The 17,925-nt window shown below is 41.7% G+C and carries 11 protein-coding genes; 4 read left to right on the top strand and 7 right to left on the bottom strand.

The genetic code is table 11. The annotated features are described in order from the left end of the window. Positions 1 to 149: 149 nt before the first annotated feature. The 4 genes from AACZ87_RS01790 to AACZ87_RS01775 all read left to right on the top strand — a co-directional run bounded on the left by AACZ87_RS01790 (position 150) and on the right by AACZ87_RS01775 (position 6,402). Positions 150 to 3,653, top strand: coding sequence for a PVC-type heme-binding CxxCH protein (locus AACZ87_RS01790; protein WP_339864263.1), 3,504 nt, complete (start codon positions 150 to 152; stop codon positions 3,651 to 3,653). A 2-nt stretch (positions 3,654 to 3,655) separates the two neighbouring features. Continuing rightward, positions 3,656 to 4,516 (top strand): sugar phosphate isomerase/epimerase family protein, encoded by an 861-nt coding sequence (locus AACZ87_RS01785; RefSeq protein ID WP_339864261.1) that lies wholly within the window; start codon positions 3,656 to 3,658, stop codon positions 4,514 to 4,516. A 169-nt stretch (positions 4,517 to 4,685) separates the two neighbouring features. Continuing rightward, complete coding sequence (locus AACZ87_RS01780; protein ID WP_339864259.1) at positions 4,686 to 5,801, top strand: Gfo/Idh/MocA family oxidoreductase; 1,116 nt, start codon at positions 4,686 to 4,688, stop codon at positions 5,799 to 5,801. A 136-nt stretch (positions 5,802 to 5,937) separates the two neighbouring features. After that, positions 5,938 to 6,402 (top strand): c-type cytochrome, encoded by a 465-nt coding sequence (locus tag AACZ87_RS01775; protein WP_339864257.1) that lies wholly within the window; start codon positions 5,938 to 5,940, stop codon positions 6,400 to 6,402. Positions 6,403 to 6,625: 223 nt separating this feature from the next. On the opposite strand, the gene AACZ87_RS01770 is transcribed toward AACZ87_RS01775, so the two are convergent. The 7 genes from AACZ87_RS01770 to AACZ87_RS01740 form a co-directional block, all read right to left on the bottom strand. Next, positions 6,626 to 7,738, bottom strand: a complete 1,113-nt coding sequence (locus tag AACZ87_RS01770) for an endo-1,4-beta-xylanase (protein ID WP_339864256.1) — start codon at positions 7,736 to 7,738, stop codon at positions 6,626 to 6,628. 91 nt (positions 7,739 to 7,829) lie between these two features. Further along, positions 7,830 to 8,954 carry an alpha/beta hydrolase-fold protein gene (locus tag AACZ87_RS01765; protein WP_339864254.1) on the bottom strand — a complete coding sequence of 375 codons (1,125 nt, stop codon included), beginning with the start codon at positions 8,952 to 8,954 and terminating at the stop codon, positions 7,830 to 7,832. Between the two features lie 129 nt (positions 8,955 to 9,083). Further along, on the bottom strand, positions 9,084 to 9,650 hold the full coding sequence (locus AACZ87_RS01760) for a DUF4870 domain-containing protein (protein WP_339864252.1): 567 nt from the start codon (positions 9,648 to 9,650) through the stop codon (positions 9,084 to 9,086). A gap of 198 nt (positions 9,651 to 9,848) precedes the next feature. Next, the gene (locus AACZ87_RS01755) at positions 9,849 to 11,987 is read right to left on the bottom strand and encodes an endo-1,4-beta-xylanase (RefSeq protein ID WP_339864250.1); all 2,139 of its coding nucleotides are present in this window, start codon (positions 11,985 to 11,987) and stop codon (positions 9,849 to 9,851) included. 16 nt (positions 11,988 to 12,003) lie between these two features. Then, positions 12,004 to 13,041: a DUF5627 domain-containing protein gene (locus AACZ87_RS01750; RefSeq protein WP_339864248.1), complete on the bottom strand. Its 1,038-nt coding sequence runs from the start codon at positions 13,039 to 13,041 to the stop codon at positions 12,004 to 12,006. A gap of 55 nt (positions 13,042 to 13,096) precedes the next feature. Beyond that, positions 13,097 to 14,854 carry a RagB/SusD family nutrient uptake outer membrane protein gene (locus AACZ87_RS01745; RefSeq protein WP_339864246.1) on the bottom strand — a complete coding sequence of 586 codons (1,758 nt, stop codon included), beginning with the start codon at positions 14,852 to 14,854 and terminating at the stop codon, positions 13,097 to 13,099. A 21-nt stretch (positions 14,855 to 14,875) separates the two neighbouring features. Further along, complete coding sequence (locus AACZ87_RS01740; protein ID WP_339864244.1) at positions 14,876 to 17,893, bottom strand: SusC/RagA family TonB-linked outer membrane protein; 3,018 nt, start codon at positions 17,891 to 17,893, stop codon at positions 14,876 to 14,878. Positions 17,894 to 17,925 lie beyond the last annotated feature (32 nt).

Raw genomic sequence — 17,925 nt, 5'->3', positions numbered from 1 at the left:
CTAGCGGCTACTAATATCTGTTTTTTCTAGTAATTCTTGAGTTAGAAGTAATAATTAATCATAATTCAGTCATTTTTTAGGCTTAAACAGGGAGAACCACTCAAATTAATACATGAATTTAGTAGGCTATAAATACTTATAAAACTGATATGATTTTCAAAACCCCAAAAGTACCTAATTCACCTTATTTTGGTTTGGTGATTTTAATGATTGCTTTTCTCACGGGATGCGGAGGAAATGGCAACAAAAACTTCCTTTCATCTACCGAACCCAGACGAGTGGAAATTCTGGTTTTAGGACATGAAAGTGAGCATCACAACTCTGAAAAGCTGATGATGTACCTAGAGACTCCTTTATTTCAAAAAGGAATCAATCTAACCTACACCACTGATCCAAATGATCTAAATTCAACCAAGCTGAACAACTACGATGGCTTGATGATCTATGCAAACCATGACAAGATCAGCCCAGAACAAGAGGAAGCCTTGAAATCATATATTCAAGGCGGGAAAGCACTGATTCCGATTCACTCGGCTTCATTTTGCTTTCAAAACTCTCCTTGGTACATAGAAACAGTAGGCGGTCAGTTCAAATCACATGGTACAGGCGACTTCACAGCCACTATTGTGGATAAGGATTCTCCTATTATGAATGGAATCAGTGAGTTCGAAACTTGGGATGAAACTTACGTTCACAGTCAACTCAATCCTGACATGCATGTATTAATGGAGCGCAAGGACGACACAGGTAGCGAGCCATACACCTGGACTCTTGAAGAAGGAAAAGGCAGAGTTTTCTACACCGCTTACGGCCACAATGAGAAGACTTGGGAGAAAAAAGATTTCCAAAACCTCGTAGCAAATGGTATCCTATGGGCTGTAGGCGATGATGTCAACAAACTTTTGACAGAATACAATATTCCTACCCCACAATTCGAAGAAGCAGATATACCAAACTACGAAAAAAGAGATCCAGCACCGCGTTATCAGTTGCCTCTATCTCCGGAAGAATCAATGAAATTGGTTCAGGTTCCTGTAGGTTTCGAACTAGAACTTTTTGCTTCAGAGCCTATGATTATCAACCCTATCGCTTTTGCCTGGGATGAAAGAGGAAGATTATTTGTAATAGAAACAACCGATTACCCTAACGAAATTCGCAAAGAAGGCGGTGACGATAAAATCAAGATTCTAGAAGATACAGATGGTGACGGCAAAGCAGATAAAGTAACTGTTTTTGCCGAAGGCCTAAATATCCCTACTTCTATCATGGCTGTCAATGGAGGGATGTTGATTTCCATGGCACCTGATTTTGTGTTCTTAAAAGATACAGACGGTGATGATGTAGCCGATGTGAAAGAAGTGGTAATGACAGGATGGGGTAAGTACGATACGCATGCCGGTCCATCAAATTTGAAATACGGTTTCGACAATAAAATCTGGGGAGTTTTAGGTTACTCAGGCTTCAATGGTACTGTAAGCGGCAAGTCTTTCAATTTCAGCCAAGGAGCCTATAGATTTGATCCGAATTGGGAGAATTTGGAATTCCTAGGCCGTACCAGTAACAATACATGGGGACTAGGCTTCTCAGAAGACTTCGAAACGTTTATTTCTACAGCAAACGGTCAGCACTCCGTATATCTAGCAATGGATACGAAATATGCTAAAAGAACTGTTTATAAAGGAACTCCAAATACTGCTACAGGAATTGACTCGCACTACGACATGCCACACCTCACACCGTTTCTGAGACAGGTGGATTGGTTTGGAAGCTATACAGCTGCTGCTGGACACAACTTGTATACAGCTAGAAATTTCCCTCAAGAGTATTGGAACAAAATGGCTTTCGTAGCGGAGCCAACTGGACGAGTGCTTCACAATGCTCGATTGATTGAAGAAGGATCTGGATATAGAGAGAAAAATGCATTTAATATTTTGGCTAGTTCGGACGAATGGTTTAGCCCAGTACATGCAGAAGTTGGTCCTGATGGATCACTTTGGGTAGCTGATTGGTACAACTTCATTATCCAACACAACCCTACTCCTCGTGGTTTTGACAATGGTGAAGGTAATGCATACATCAACCCATTGCGCGATAGACAGCATGGTAGAATCTATCGTCTTACTTACAAAGGAAACGAATCTTCTAAAACCTTCGATCTGAAAGATGCTAGTGCGAGCGAATTGCTTGATGCTATGAAAAGCGACAACATGTTCTGGAGACTTACTGCTCAGCGATTGATCGTGGAAACTCAGAATAAAGAAGTTGTGGATGGTTTGTATGAAATAATCAATTCTACTGAAGTGGATGAGGCAGGGCTTAATGGTCCGGCTGTCAATGCACTTTGGACTTTGAAAGGTTTGGGAGAATTGGAAGGCAATAATGCAAAAGCTCAAGAGGTAGTTGAGAAGGCTTTGAGTCATCCTTCTGCTGGTGTGAGAAAGAACGCAGTAAGAGTTATCCCTAGAAATCAAGCAGCGCTGGATGCTATCCTAGCGGCTAATTTGATGGATGATGCCAATCTTCAAACCAGAAAGCAGGCTATATTGGTTGTGTCTGAATTGCCAGCTTCTGCTGATGTTTCCAAAAAATTGTTGGCCATTTCTGAAAATCAGGATAATGCAAAAGATGAGTACTTGCCACAAGCGATTTTCGCAGCCGCATTGACTCACCCATCTGCGTTTGAAAACAGAGAAGCAGCACCTGCTTCCCAACCAGATTCCTTAATGGGAGTTGCAGACAGAATCTCCAAAAGTTTGGTTTCAGAAGTATACACACTTAGTCAACGAAATGCACTCCTCTTCCCACCTGATCTTACTGGAAAGGAAATGACCATAGAAATGGAAGTTTCGCCAGGCAGAGAGGCATTAGACGGTATTTTAGTATCTCAAGGAAACAGCACGAACGGGTATAGTTTATATGTCTATAAGGACGCAATGAATTTTGCTATCGTACAAGATGGTGATATGAAAATCATTAAGTCTCGTAAGAATTTGCCATCTGAAAAATTTGTGGTCACCGCTTCTTTGAAAGAAGATGGAAGCATGAGTCTGAAAATTGACGGCAATGAAGTAGATAAAGGAAAAGCAAAAGGATTATTTACTGCTCCTTTGTCACCAGAGAATGTGCGGGTAGGTCAGTTTGACTCTAACAATAATCCAGGCGATTACGAAGGAAACTGGAGATTCTCAGGAAGGATCGGTAATGATTCAAACTTGGATTTGAAAAAGCCAGCTTCGGGAGACGCCAATAAAGGAGTGGCCTCAATCAAGGTAGTGAAGGATGGGCAGTTTACTTTAACTGCTGTCCCTCACGAAATGAAATTTGACATATCTACGATCATAGTAAACGCAGGAACCAAGCTGGTATTAGACTTCAATAACCCTGACTTTGTACAGCACAATTTGGTAATAGGTACAATTGGATCTTTGGAAAAAATCGGTCAGACTGCGGACCAAATGGCTCAGGATCTGACTGGAATGGATAAAAGCTTCGTTCCTAGCATTCCCGAGGTCCTAGCTTCTACGCTGCTAGTATTCCCTAATTCTACAGAATCCATCCTCATGACAGTGCCTTCTCAAAAAGGTGATTATCCATTCGTTTGCACGCTTCCAAATCATTGGAAGCAAATGAACGGCATAATGAAAGTAATTTAAGGATGGCATTAGAAGTAAAATTCGGAGTTAGCACCTGGTTATGGACTTCTCCTTTTTCGAAAGAAACACTTAGTCTTTTCCCAAAAATCAAGGCATTCGGATACGATGTAGTGGAGATTCCTGTGGAGGATCCTGCCTTGATTGATATCAAAGAAGTAAAACAGGCTCTTGCAGACAACGGCTTAGAAGCTGTCATCTGCGGAGCGTTTGGGACTAGCCGGGACTTCACCAATGAAGATCCCAGCTTTCACCAAACCAGTTTTGATTATCTGAATGATTGCTTCGAAATCGCTGCTGGACTTGGCTCAAAATTCGTAGCCGGCCCCATGTATTCAGCTGTGGGAAAAGCAAGATTGGTATCTCCTGAGCAGAAGAAAATCGAATGGGATCGCGCCGTGACCAATCTTCGAATTGTGTGTGAAAGCGCAAGAAAATTCGGATTGGATATCGCATTGGAAACCCTCAATCGCTTCGAAACTGATTTGATCAATACCTGCGAAGAACTGATGCGCCTGATCACGGACATCAATGAACCTGAAGCAAAGGTGATTTTGGATGGGTTTCATATGAACATCGAGGAACCAAACCCCGAAGCAGCCATCAAACTGGCTGGGGATAAATTGATTCACTTCCAGGTTTCAGAGAATTACCGAGGCACCCCTGGCACAGGTATTACGCCATGGGATGCCTATAAGCGGGGATTGGAGGCGATTAATTACACAGGTGTCGTCTCGATCGAAAGCTTCACTCCCGATGTGAAAGAGCTAGCTGGCGCTGTTTGTATATGGAAGCCTTTGGTACCTTCTCAGGATGGCTTTGCCAAAGAAGGACTACAGTTTCTTAAAAGCTGGGCGGCAAAGTGATACCTGATTGAAAATTCTGAATTACACATTCAGATCACTAGTAAAATATCAGAATACCTAAAACCTATTTCATCTAGTTAGTTATAAAATTAGAACCCATTACTCTCAAACCTATTACCTATTAACCTTAAACCACTTGTTACCTTATCTGTAACCTATTAAAAAAACAATGAGTAAAAGACCCTTTAATATCGCGATCGTCGGACTTGGTTTTGGCGCTGAATTCATTCCAATTTATCAGAAACATACACTGGCAAATATGTATGCTATCTGCCAGAGAAGTAAAGAAAAGGCAACCGAAATCGGTAAAGCATTCGGAATTGATAATGTCTATACGGATTACGACGAGATGCTGAAAGATCCAAACATAGATGCTGTTCATATCAATACGCCAATTCAAAATCATGCTGAGCAATCGCTGAAAGCTTTAAGAGCTGGAAAGCATGTCGCATGCACCGTTCCCATGGCAACCTCTGTAGAAGATTGTAAGAAAATCGTAGAGGAAGTTCAGCGAACTGGATTGACCTATATGATGATGGAGACTGTGATCTATAGCCGTGAATTTCTTTTCGTAAAGGAAATGTACGAGAAAGGCGAGCTAGGTAAAATCCAGTTCCTACGTGCATCCCACCAACAAGAAATGGCGGGCTGGCCTGGCTATTGGGAAGGCCTACCTCCTATGCATTATGCTACCCATTGCGTGGGACCTGTATTGGCATTGCCAAAGGCTCAGGCTGAATATGTCTCGTGCCTAGGTTCAGGACGAATTGATGAGGAGTTGATTCCAAAATACGGATCACCTTTCGCTATTGAAACTTGTCATATCAAATTCAAGGATTCAGATTTGGCGGCAGAGGTGACTAGGTCACTGTTCAATACAGCAAGACAATACCGTGAGAGCTTTGACGTATATGGTTCTAAGAAATCATTTGAGTGGACTTTGATTGAGCATGAAGACTCAGTGATTCATACAGGCGAAAGCCCAGAGAAAGTGAAAATTCCTGATTATGGACATTTACTTCCTGAGGAAATTGCCCCTTTCACCACTGCCGGAGTATATGACGGTGATGACAACCAGCACTTGTCATTCATTCAAGGTTCAGGCCATGGTGGATCTCATCCACACTTGGTAAATGAATTCTTGAATGCACTAAGTGAAGAACGAGCTCCTTATCCAAATGCCAAGGAATCTGCAAACATTACCTGTGTAGGTATTTTAGCTCACGAATCAGCAATGGAGGGTGGCAAAATAAAGCACTTGCCTGAATTCACGCTGAACAGCTAAGTTCAATTCGAAGAAGGAAGTTGGGTTAAATACCCAACCTCCTGATTTAACTCTGATTTAACTAAACCAAAATCTAATCCGTAATAGGAAAAGCATTTATTCAAATTTAGACCTTGAATACAACTAGTATAAACGAATGAAAATTACAATTCTATCAAAGTCAGCTACGGTCCTTATAGCTGTTCTTTTTTTCGCATGCGGAGGAGGAGAAAGTACCGCTGAGAAATCAGCCAAAGAGGAAACTGTGGCCGTCGCCAAAACTCCTGAACCTACACCTCCAGTGGAATCAGCTCCTCAAAAGGAAACTGAGCCTGAGGAAGAAGTAGTAAATGGAAGTGCTTCAAAAAAAATGTCAGGTGAAGACAAAGTGGCTAACTCAGACTGCTTGTCTTGCCATTATATGGACAAACAAATAGTTGGACCTGCTTTCCTTGACATAGCTGCAGAGTATGCTAATAATGAAGAAAACATCGCCATGCTTGCTGAGAAAGTTATAAAAGGTGGATCTGGTATATGGGGTGAAACAGTCATGCCACCGCATACCACATTGAGTGAAGAAGACGCAAAGGATATGGTAAGTTATATTTTGGGTTTAAAGTAAAGAGTTCGATCTGTTATCTATTCAGCCAACGCTTTACTTACACAACAGTTGCTTGGATAACTAATAATTTTATAAACATCAAAAACAGTAAAATAGATTGGGTTACAAGATTAAAAAAGGTGGCAGAAAGTTCTGCCACCCCTTTTTAAAGAATAAAATGTAATTAAAAAAAGGGCAAATTCATCTAGTTGAATTTGCCCTTTTTCTACTGTTTGACTTTTGGTTATTTCACCACGCTGGCAATTTTATCGATTACCTCTGTCTTTGGTTGCAGATCTCTGTCGAATAGCAAAGGATAGTTTGTTCTGCCTCTCACGGGAAAGTTATTCAACCAACTCGTACCATCACCCAAACCCCAAAATGTCACTCGGGTAATTTTGTCTTTATGCTTTTCATATATCTTAAAAATATCAGCATATCGCTGAGCTAGCTTTTCTTCTCCTTCAGGCGTAATGCCATCTTTATAAGGATTATATTCATCTGAATTGGCAAAGTTCATATTCAAATCAGCTCCGACAGCACGACGCGGTCTAGGCAACACATCTACATCAAGCTCGGTCACCATTACTTTAAATCCAGCTTCGTGGATATCAATAATTCCCTGCTCGATCTGCTCCAGTGTAGGCGTATCAAGCTGATAATGCCCTTGCATACCTATTGCATCCACTTTGATTCCTTCAGACACCATTTCCTTTGCAAAATCAAGAATACCTTTACGCTTAGCTGCATTCCAGACATTGTAGTCATTGTAATACAATTCTGCCTCAGGATCTACTTCATGAGCTTTGCGAAAAGCAGCTTTCATAAACTCAGTTCCGGTGACTTTATACCAGGTGGATTCGCGAAACGAGCCATCTTCGTTGAATGCTTCATTGACCACATCCCATCCATGGATTTTTCCTTTGTACCGTCCAGCAACGGTCTCGATGTGGTCCTCCATTCTTGCTATTAAGGCATCTTTATCCAGAGGCTCATTGTTTTCATCCTGAAAGACCCAACGCGGAACTTGCTGGTGCCAAACTAGGCAATGGCCTATCGTAAAAGCTCCTATTTTTTCACCCAGAGCGACATACTCGTCTCCAAATTTGAAATCATAGCGATCAAGTTCAGGATGCACCCGCTCCCATTTAAGACCGTTTTCCGGACTAAGACTGTTGAACTGGTTTGCAATCAGAGAGCTTACTTTCTCATCAGAGCTGTTTACTTGCCAAGCATTGACGGCAACTCCAATGTGGTAACTATCTGCAAAAATATCTTTGAGACGCTCACTATCCGGACTTTGGGCTGAAAACAGCAGAGTCAATGAAGCAAAGGTTAAGGCTTTTTTGAATATCATAGAATAGGTAATTAATAGGTTAATTGTAGGTTAATACGCAATATCTTTTTCTGTAATTGGGGAAAAATGAATTAACGAAGTCGTTTCCACCCTATTTGTTTGAAAACAAAATCGGGGCAAGTTCATACAAGCTTCTTCTCCAAGTCTGAAACTCATGTGCTGTCCCTTCTGAAACGTAAGAAACCGCATTAAACCCTGCCTCTTTCAATGCTGACACCGCTTTTGTCACCCGATCAGGATTCTCCTTGCTTCCTGCACTGATGAAAATCAGATCTGGCTTGGTAGAATCCTTCAGCTCCTCCGGAGTATAGATTCCTCCACTTAAAAGTGCATAGCGAGAGAACACTTCAGGTTTATTGAGTGTAATGGAATGTGTTTCCATTCCTCCCATGGAAAGTCCGCCCATCGCCCGGTGTTTTTGATCTGCCAAAGTCCTGAAATTTTCATCTACATAAGGCACCAGCTCATCTACCAAAACTGTCTGGAAAGCATCTACCTTAAAATCCCGTAAACCTCCAAATTTCACTTCATTAGTCATTCCATAAGTCATCACGATAATAAAGGGCTCAACTTTCCCTTCAGCGATCAAGTTGTCCATGATCAAATTTGCATGGCCCTGATTGCTCCAAGCTGTCTCATCTTCTCCCCAACCATGTTGAAGATAAAGAACAGGATATCGCTTGGAAGCATCTTTTCCATATCCAGGAGGAGTATAGACGAAAGCTCTCCGGGAGGTACCTGTACTTGGAGAAGGAAAAAGAACCTGCTGCACATGACCATGAGGTACGTTCTTCAACGCATAGAAATCCTGATCGTGAGCTGGAATCTCTATGCCACTTTCCCAACGGGTAGAACCATAATAATTTTTGGAACCTGGATCGTTGAATGTGCCACCATCTACTGTCAGGTGATAGTAATGAAAGCCTTCATCCATCGGGCCTTCCGTGGTACCAGTCCAAACTCCATCTTCGTTTTTGGTGAGTTTGGTACCTCCTCTGCCTCCAAGACCAAGACTTACTCTCACGCTGTCTGCTTGCGGGGCTTCTATACGAAATCTGGCATAGCCTTGAGAATTGACTTGGGGAAATTCCTTGCCCGGCTGATTTGTAATTGAAGGTTTAAAATCTTCTTTGATTGAAGAACTTTCGGTCTGAGAAAAGCAGAATGTGCTGCTGAATGTCCAAAGGAATACAAAAATAAGTGAATACTGCTTCATGGTTTTTTAGGTTTATGGTTATTGAAAATACGAATAAATTACTGGTTGATATGCTGGGTTACAAATGCTACATTCTATAAGTCTATTGCGTATTAACGTCGGTCAAAGATTACGAAAACCTTTTCGATCTTAGTTCTTAGGCATGGCTTCGATCGAGCTAGTTTTTTTGAAAAACCGGATGCTGAGTGGATATTTCCATAGCTGACCAGTGCTGGCTTTCAACGCACCTATGAGTATGAAAATAATATTCAGGATCATCAGAATTGTAATAGGGAAAAACCCGGTAAACAAGGATGGTAGCACATTCAAATTAAATGATTGACTCAAGGGAAATTGCATGAAGTTGTTCATCGGGAAAACAATGATGAGGCTGAGCAGAAGATAGATGGCAAAACTCAAAATCCAGTTTAGCACATTTCTTCCATGCTGATCTATGCTTGGGTTATTTTCCCTATTCAACGTCCAAAGTATGATAGGCACTATCAATCCAAGTAATACATGTACAAATCCCAACAGCACTGAACTATGAATCAGAAAGCAATAGGTGTTTTCATTTAGGCCAAAAAGATTGTTGGATAGGCTCATGGAGGAAGTTCTTAAAAGTTTACTTTTCTGGCTATTGAACTCTTCCTCAGTGATCACACCGCTTTGTAATAAAGTACCTAATCTTTCGAGATTCTCCAAGTTATTTTTCATAGGTTTCGATTGGTTTTCGCAAGATTTTCAGATAATTGAACACATCCCAAAGCGCTGGATTTCTATTAGTTTCGTTATAAAAAACAGGTTATGGTGATTGAAAAACATCCTATAATAAACCTGTTTATTGGGTCAAAAAAAACTAACCTAAGCCATGCTTCCAGAAAAGAACTATGACTTAGGTTAGTGGATAGTTTTTTACATTCCTTCTAATCCTTCAGCGAACCCAGCATAAGCAGGTTTACGATTCAGATTAAGATCCCAAAGTCCCTGCTTTTCTCCTGGAAGCCAATTGGAATTCTCAGCACTATCAGTCACACCCCAAATGGTGATACCGTAGCGCTGTGTAGCAGGCACATGCTCCATATACATCTCTGCTACGAACTTATACATCTCACGCTGCAGCTGCATCATTTCAGGAGTAGGATTGGTAGAATTTACACGTACATCCAGCTCTGAAACCTTGACAAGTTTGCCCGTAGCAGCTAGCATTTTGAACATAGAGACAATTTTATCCTTGTCTGAATCTATAGCAATGTGCATCTGAGTACCGATTCCATCCACCGTTACTCCTTTGCTTTCTATATATGCTACATAATCGATCAGACCCTGGGTTTTCTCCAGGCTATATTCGAGATTATAGTCATTGATGAAAAGAATGTCGTCCGGATTCCCGTATTGCTCAGTAAGTTCAAAAGCTTTTACAGCGTAGTCTTTACCTAAGTAATCTTGCCAGAAGAATTCGTCAGCAGCGATACTTGGCCGGCCAACTCCGGTTTTCAATTCTGAAGGATTCGCATCGTCCATAGGTTCATTTACTACATCCCAGGCCTTGATATGCTCTTTAGAATTAGTAACCATTCCAGCGATCCATCTTTCAAACTCTCCCGAAATGATTGATAACTTCTCTTCCTCGGTCTTCTTCACCAGTGTAGTGCTCCCTCCTGAAAGTGAAGCACTGCTCAAGACTACATTATCCAGATAGACTGTTCCTGCGAATTCCCCATAACTGATCACAAATCGAATACGATCATCTGCGCTAGCGACTGTAGTCAGTGAAACTTGCTTCCATTCTTTAGTGACACCTACCTGGCCAAAGCCATTGGATGAGTAGTTTGGACTTTGAAGTTCTGGTCTTATAATTCCTTCAGCGTCTCCTTTCACCCAGAAAGTAAGCTTGTACTCTTCTCCATTTTTAAGTGGTTCAGCTAATTCATAAGAAGTCTGTACTTCCCAAAAACCACCTGTGGTAGAAGGGTTAGTGACGTAAAAAGCTTTGCCAGAACCGCCGAAGCCCATTCCATCCGCTGTAACACCACGAGAAGAGCCATTTCCCCAGCCTCCCCAGCCATTTCCATTTTCGAAATCACCATCGGCAATTAGGTTATTAATAGCAGGTTCTCCATCAGGATCATATACATAAAGATTGCTGATGTCGATGGAATAAGAAACGCCAGGCATGTAGCCCATGTTAAAATTCATTTTGAAAGAATCTCCTTCAAAATCACTGATTTGGAATCGGATCTCTTGCCATGAAATACTTGTCTCAAATGCAGTGCTATCAACACCAGTGCCCATCCAATCTATTGCTGGCATGTTCTCAGAAAGACCTTCAAAAGTAATTCCTCCTTGACCAGGTTGATCGGATTTGATATAGACGACTACTTCATATTCTTTTCCCTGAATTACCGGAATAGCTGGAGTAGTAAGTTGCACGCTCTCAGGATCAGTTCCTGAGCCTGATTTTAAAACAAAAGCAGAAGTTCCTTCTCCCATTCCTTTGTCTCCAGCGATCATAACATCCCCATTTTTTGACCAGCCATCCATAGTTCCTTCCATCGGTGAGGAAAGATCCAATTCATTGGCAAATGCAGGTGAATTCACTACTAGAGGTTCAAGCAGGCTATTTAGGTAAGTAGCATTTTGATTTGCATGCCATGCCAGTGTATGACCAAAGACAGATGTTCCTGCAGCTGATGCAGCTTCCAAAGTTGCGTTAACCCCATCAAAATTCAGATTTCCATTTGCCTGAACTATAGCTCCGTGCTTCATGCCATATCCAGCAGTGATTTCATCGAAATTACTATTGATCAGACGATACATTACTCCTCTGTCATCGTATTGGGACATGGTAACAGCACCACCTAGCTTAAAATCAGGATAGGCTACGGTGTCTATGTAACTCCTAAGTACCCCGTAGCCATTGAGTACCTCTTGTTCGGCAATATTCATCGGCTTTTCTACCTGAAACTCATCATTTGCGATATAGTCAGCACATGAGGAAGTTCCGATAGCAACAGCCAGAATACCAAAACATTTAATATATAATTGCTTCATGTTTTCTTGGGTCTAGTTAATTGTTGTTTTTCACTACAGGAGAAAATGTCTCCATGCCAACCGCTCTGTCGCGAACCACAAGCGTGTCAGTAGCTGAAATTGTCATTTCGGGAAGATTGATTTCATACTGTAGGTAAATCACATCTCTGTCCTTATCGCCCCAGCTTTTCACCTCCCCCTTCGATACAAATTTCCCAGCTCCACTAGCCGTATATCCGTCTCCCAATGCTGAAACTGTACAGTTTCCACTTTCGTCAAAAGTCAATACAATGTCTGCTGGGATATTAGTCCCATCCTCTCCAGGGTAGGATAATGGAAACTCGACTTGATTCAATGACCTTGTTTCCAAAAAGTTCACCTCATCTTTTACCACAAACTCTGCATGCCTGATCACCGTCTCATCCAAAGCAGTGTTTCCGTTGGTTCCTTTGATGACATCCTGCCCTCTTCTTAAGTAGTTTCCATGCCAAGGATTCACATATTTCAATGCATATAAGACGAAGTCTTTTGGGATCACCGACCAATCCGCAGGGTTATTTCTCTGCGGATTTGCCACCAAACCCACACCGGATAGGACTGAGTCAGCATTAGCTATTTCAGTGATCCTCAACGGCAACACATAGGTGTTTTTAATAGCTTGAGGATCATTAAAGAACCCACTATTAAGTTGGATCTCCACACCGCCGGTCACTTCACCTTTCGGGATCATAATGGATTGTGCAGAAAGCTGGTAATATTCTGAAGGAAGTACCATTACTTCATCTCCATCGGCTTCAAATAGAAGATCCTCGGCCAGTGAATTATCCACTGCCACATTTACCAACACATCCTGCGGAGATGAATAGACGCCTCCAGTGGTGGCGATGATTTTGAATTTACCCTCATTATCCATGGATGTATCGAAGATGTCATCTCCCAAAGTGATCGTTCTTACCGGATATTGATAAGCAAAATAAACTGTCTGGTAGTCGAAGTCAGGGAATTCCCAATCATCATTCTTACATGAAGTGAGGACCAGAGAAAGTGCAACTAGTATATAAACTGTATTTTTCATTTTTCAGTGAGTTTATGGTCTATTGGATTCACGTTAGGTTGTGTTCTTGTGAATATTACCATCCTGTGTTTTGCTTTAGCTCTGTAAACTTCAGCGTTTCACTATATGGCACTGGACCATAAATCATGTAATCACTGAATACCCTGTTTTCTACATTCATGACCTCATAGCTGTCATCCTCTATGGTCATTCCTTTGGCAGTTTCATTGAGATTGACATTCCATCTGCGCAAATCCCAAAATCTGAAGCCTTCAAAACTTAGCTCCAATCTTCGCTCATTACGAATTAACTGACGCATTGCAGCTTGATCACCCTTGATAGACTCTAGGTATTCATCGCCATTTTCAGTTCCAATTCCTGCTCTCTGGCGGATTGCTTTTATTACATCATAAGCTGAATAGCTAGCACTACCCATTCCTGTAGGACCATAAGCTTCATTTGCAGCTTCAGCATAGATTAGGAATATCTCTGTGTACCTGATGCGGGGCTTCATATGAACCTGCTGATTAGTCGAATTAGGATTTAGATTTACATCCTGACGCAACAGTTTTCTCAGGTAATAGCCAGTACGTGTAGAAGTCTCTACCCGATTTAGCGCATCATTAGTTTCTCCATCAGCTGCAGTAATAATAGTAGTATTACTTGGCCCTGAAGCACTGCCATTCAATACCACAGATTGATTTAATCTAGGGTCACGGGCAGAATAAGGATTTTGAGCATCATATCCGCTATTTGCTGCACTGATAGGGTAGCCATTTGCCATAGGAAAGGCATCCACGAAGTTTTGTGTAGGATTGATCAGTCCTCTTCCGTATAGTGTTGGCGGGTAATTATCCGCTTCTAAGTTATTGCTCGGACCGATGGATGTTCTCCACAAAATCTCAGCAGGGTTCATACCTCCACCGATAGCGTTAAGCTCTTCGTTATTGGCAAACCAAGTTCCACCAGTTGGAGACAAACCGCTGACACCTCCGATTGTATTGAGAATTTCTGCTGCATTTGACGCTGCAGTTTTCCACTTCTCTACATCGCCCCCAGGATTGAAAGCAGGGCTAGCAGCTAGCAATGCAGCCTGAGCCATCACCGCACGAACAATTCTACCAGAAACCAACTGAATGGCGTCATCACCAAACACCCTGTTGTATTGCCCAGTCTCTGCTCCTTCATATTTGCTAGGAATTAAGTAGGGGTCTGTAATATTCCCTAAGTCCATTGGAAGTAAAGCCAATGCCTTGTCTGCATCAGCGTACAACTGATTCATACATTCTTCAAATGTATTTCTAGGAATATTGAACTCTGATTCTACATTCTGAGAAGCTGTAAGAATTGGAGCTCCGAGCAATTGCCCGTCAGCCATCCCACCATGCGCTTGTAGCAAGTAGTACATAAATAATGCTCTCAGACCGTAAGACTCTCCTTTGAGACGATCTACAAACATCTGATTTACGATAGGATCTACGGCGAAATTCACACTATCCACATCCTCCAACATCACGTTCAGGTATTGAATTGCAGACTGCGCACCTGACCATTGGTTGACTGGATTATTATTTGATGCCCATTGGCCTGTAGCTATGTTTAGAAATCCATTGGTTGGATTGCTACTCACAGCATCATCTGTGGCCATCTCGCTGAATGTCCAGCCGTTGGTAGGGATTCTCAGGTAGGCATTGATCAATAAGCCCTGCGCTAATCTCGGTCTCTCTAGCATGTCTTCCCGACCTTGGATATTCTCAATCGCCGGATCGATCAAATCCTGACAGCTGGAAAGGAATAAGAGGACACCAAAGAAATATAATATTTTAGTATTCATGTTTTTCAATTTTGGGTCTAGTTAAAACTTAGCTCGGATACCGAAGTTGTAGAAACGCGTCTGTGGAGTGCTTCCGATATTCAGTTCCAGAATATCGCTATTCGGACCTACTGTCAGGAGATTTGCCCCACTCACATATGTGCCGAGCTCTTTGATAAAACCATTTCCTAAGATGGACCTTGGAAAAGAGTAGGAAACCTGCACTTTGGCAAGATCAAACCTGTTTGTGCTATACAACCAGAAATCTGAATTTCTGAAGTTATTAGCCCCATTAAGCGTGGTCAATCGTGGGAAAGTCGCTGTATTTTGCGTTTCTTCCGTCCATCTGTCTCTTACTACCGCAGAATATTTATCGTCCGCATTCACCCAGAAGTAATTGCTGTTCTTCATGGCATACGCACCACTTCTCATCGTTCCCAAAGCGAAGAATGTAAAGTTTCTGTACTTAGCAGAAAGATTGAAACCCATCGTCAATGGTGCTCCTGACCATCCTCCTCTACCCAGATAAACTTCATCCTGAGCATTCACAATTCCATCGTTGTTCTGGTCTTTGTATTTGATATCGCCGGGCTTGACTTCACCGAAAGCCTGACTAGGAGAGTTTTCTATATCATCCATACCGCTGAAGAAGCCCATACTTTCCAGTCCCCAGATTGCATCTAGCGGCATTCCTTGTCTATTTTGGTAGCTATCTTCATAATTCTCAGATCTCTTGGAAGCTTTGGTGTCATAGTAAAGACCTGAAACACCTAGCGTCCAGACAGTCTCCCCGATTTTCTTATTCAGGTTAAGCTGGAAATCAACTCCATTTCTAGTATCTCCATTATAGTTTACATAGGGAATCCAAGAAGATTGTGGCCATCCTGTGACGAAATAACTTGGATATAGAATACTGTTCTGAACGAACAACCCAGTCATTTTACTGGTAAAAACAGATCCGTTGAATGTCAGTAATTGATCAAATAAAGAAGCATCCAATTCCAAACTTATCTCTTCTCTTTTAGGGAAGGTAAGGTTCATGTTTTCACCACGTCTTACATCAGTTCCTGTGTTGTTGAGTCCATCTTTCCACTCGTACCAAGAGCCTTCATCTGTATAGATGGCTTCGTATAAGTAGAAGTTTTCTATGTCTAGATCTGTGTTTAGAATACCTGCAGAAACTGATAGTCTCAAATCATCAATTACTGATGAAGAAGACATGAATCCCTCTTCACTCATTCTCCATCCCAAAGACATCGTAGGCGAAAATGCATTTCTTCCATTCTCAGGAAGCTTTGCAGAGTGCACCATCGCTCCACTGAACTCAGCGTAGTATTTCTGCTTAAAGTTGTATGCTAAATACAAACCTAAATTCGCATTGCTGACTTTGTGATAAATGGCTGATTCAGCGATCTGGTATCCATTCCCAATGAGCATTGCTGAGAAATTGTGTTTCTCCTGAAATGTTCGCTTGTAGTTTAATTGTGCTGAAAAAGATACCGTTTGACGGAACCAGTTGTCGTTGATGTTTTGAGTTCTCGAACTCGCATCTTGGCCGTACTTTGTCAAACTCTGAATTTGGTCTACCCCATTATAATTCGTCCATTTAGGCTCGTAAACTGCATACTCGTTATTAAATGACAAGGTGTATGAGGTGTTGTAATTCAAACCAAACAAAGAACTGAAGGATAAACCTTCAATTACATTTCTTAGATCTGCATCCACACCCGCATTGAATTGAAACTGACGGCTTGTATATTGATTTGAACCACCAGCGTAAACGCCTGCAATAGGATTGGTCTGATCGAGCTGAGTACCGCCGAGCAGGTATTTCCCGTCTATCACGTGATCACTTGTTTCTACCAATTCGGCCGAAGCTTCATCACCTGCCTCAATATATTCTATAGGAATAAGTGGAGAAAAGCGATTAGGCCTTAAGGTTGTTGAATTAGCCCAATAATCTGTATTCACACCATTGCTATTATAAAATATAGCTGAAGCATCTACTTTGGCAGATATGTAATCGTTCAGGTTAAGGTCTATATTACCTCGCACATTGAATCTTTCGTTTGCATTTTCTGCTGCCTGACCAAAGTCCATCACTGTTCCTTCGGTCATGAAACCCACGTTGGTATAATACCTTGCTGTTTCATTTCCACCGGATATCTCTAGATTACCGTCGTATTTGGCATAAGCTTTCTGAAGGTATTCAGGAGAGTAATAATCGACATTTGGATATCGGTAGATATTGGATCCTGAAGCGTGGTTATAGATGTCATTTTCAGAATAAAGTGGAGAAAGCCCATCATTGGTTCTTGCCTCATTATACAATGTCATGTATTCGCCTGACCCCAAATATTCAGGATAACTTTTTGGCGTATTTACCCCGGCATTTGTTCGTAAAGTAATATTTTGATCATTAGCCACACCTCTTTTGGTGGTGATCATGATAACGCCTTTGGCCGCTCTACTTCCGTAAAGCGCTACTGCTGTGACTCCTTTCAGAAAACTAATCTGTGCAATCTCAGTCGGGTGAACACTGTCCACATCACGAGGAACTCCGTCCACTAAAACAAGTGAGCTTGAGTTTCCCCACATGTTGCCGTTGAAACCGCCTACGTATGCTTCCATGCGATCCAGCGGATAGGTGATGTAGTTATCCTTCAGAATTTCGGGCATGTTGACATAAGAAATCCCACCCATCAGGTCTCTTTTGTCCTTAGTCTGGAAAGCGACTTTTACATCTTGACCTTCCAGATATTCAAACAACATGATTTTTTCTAAGTCTGTTGAAGCTACAATTAGCTTAGTCTCATATCCTGGAGCTTCTACTGCAAGATAAGCGTTGGACGAAACGACCAGTTTCACTACTCCTAAACTATCTGAGACAGCAGAGTAGTCATCATCTTCGCTGGTAATAATAGCGCCTTGTATCGGGTTACCGGCACTGGTTGTTACCACAGGGTTAATTGTTATTTTTAGGGTACTTTGTGCCAGCAGCTGATACGGAAACACGACCGCAGCGACACACCATACCATCACTATTTTTATATATTTCATTATGATTTTCCGTTTAGAACTGAAAAGTTTAA

It is taken from the genome of uncultured Algoriphagus sp., assembly GCF_963974365.1.
Classification (GTDB): domain Bacteria; phylum Bacteroidota; class Bacteroidia; order Cytophagales; family Cyclobacteriaceae; genus Algoriphagus.
Note: the sequence above shows the minus strand (reverse complement) of the source record. Positions and strands in the feature narration are given on the sequence as shown.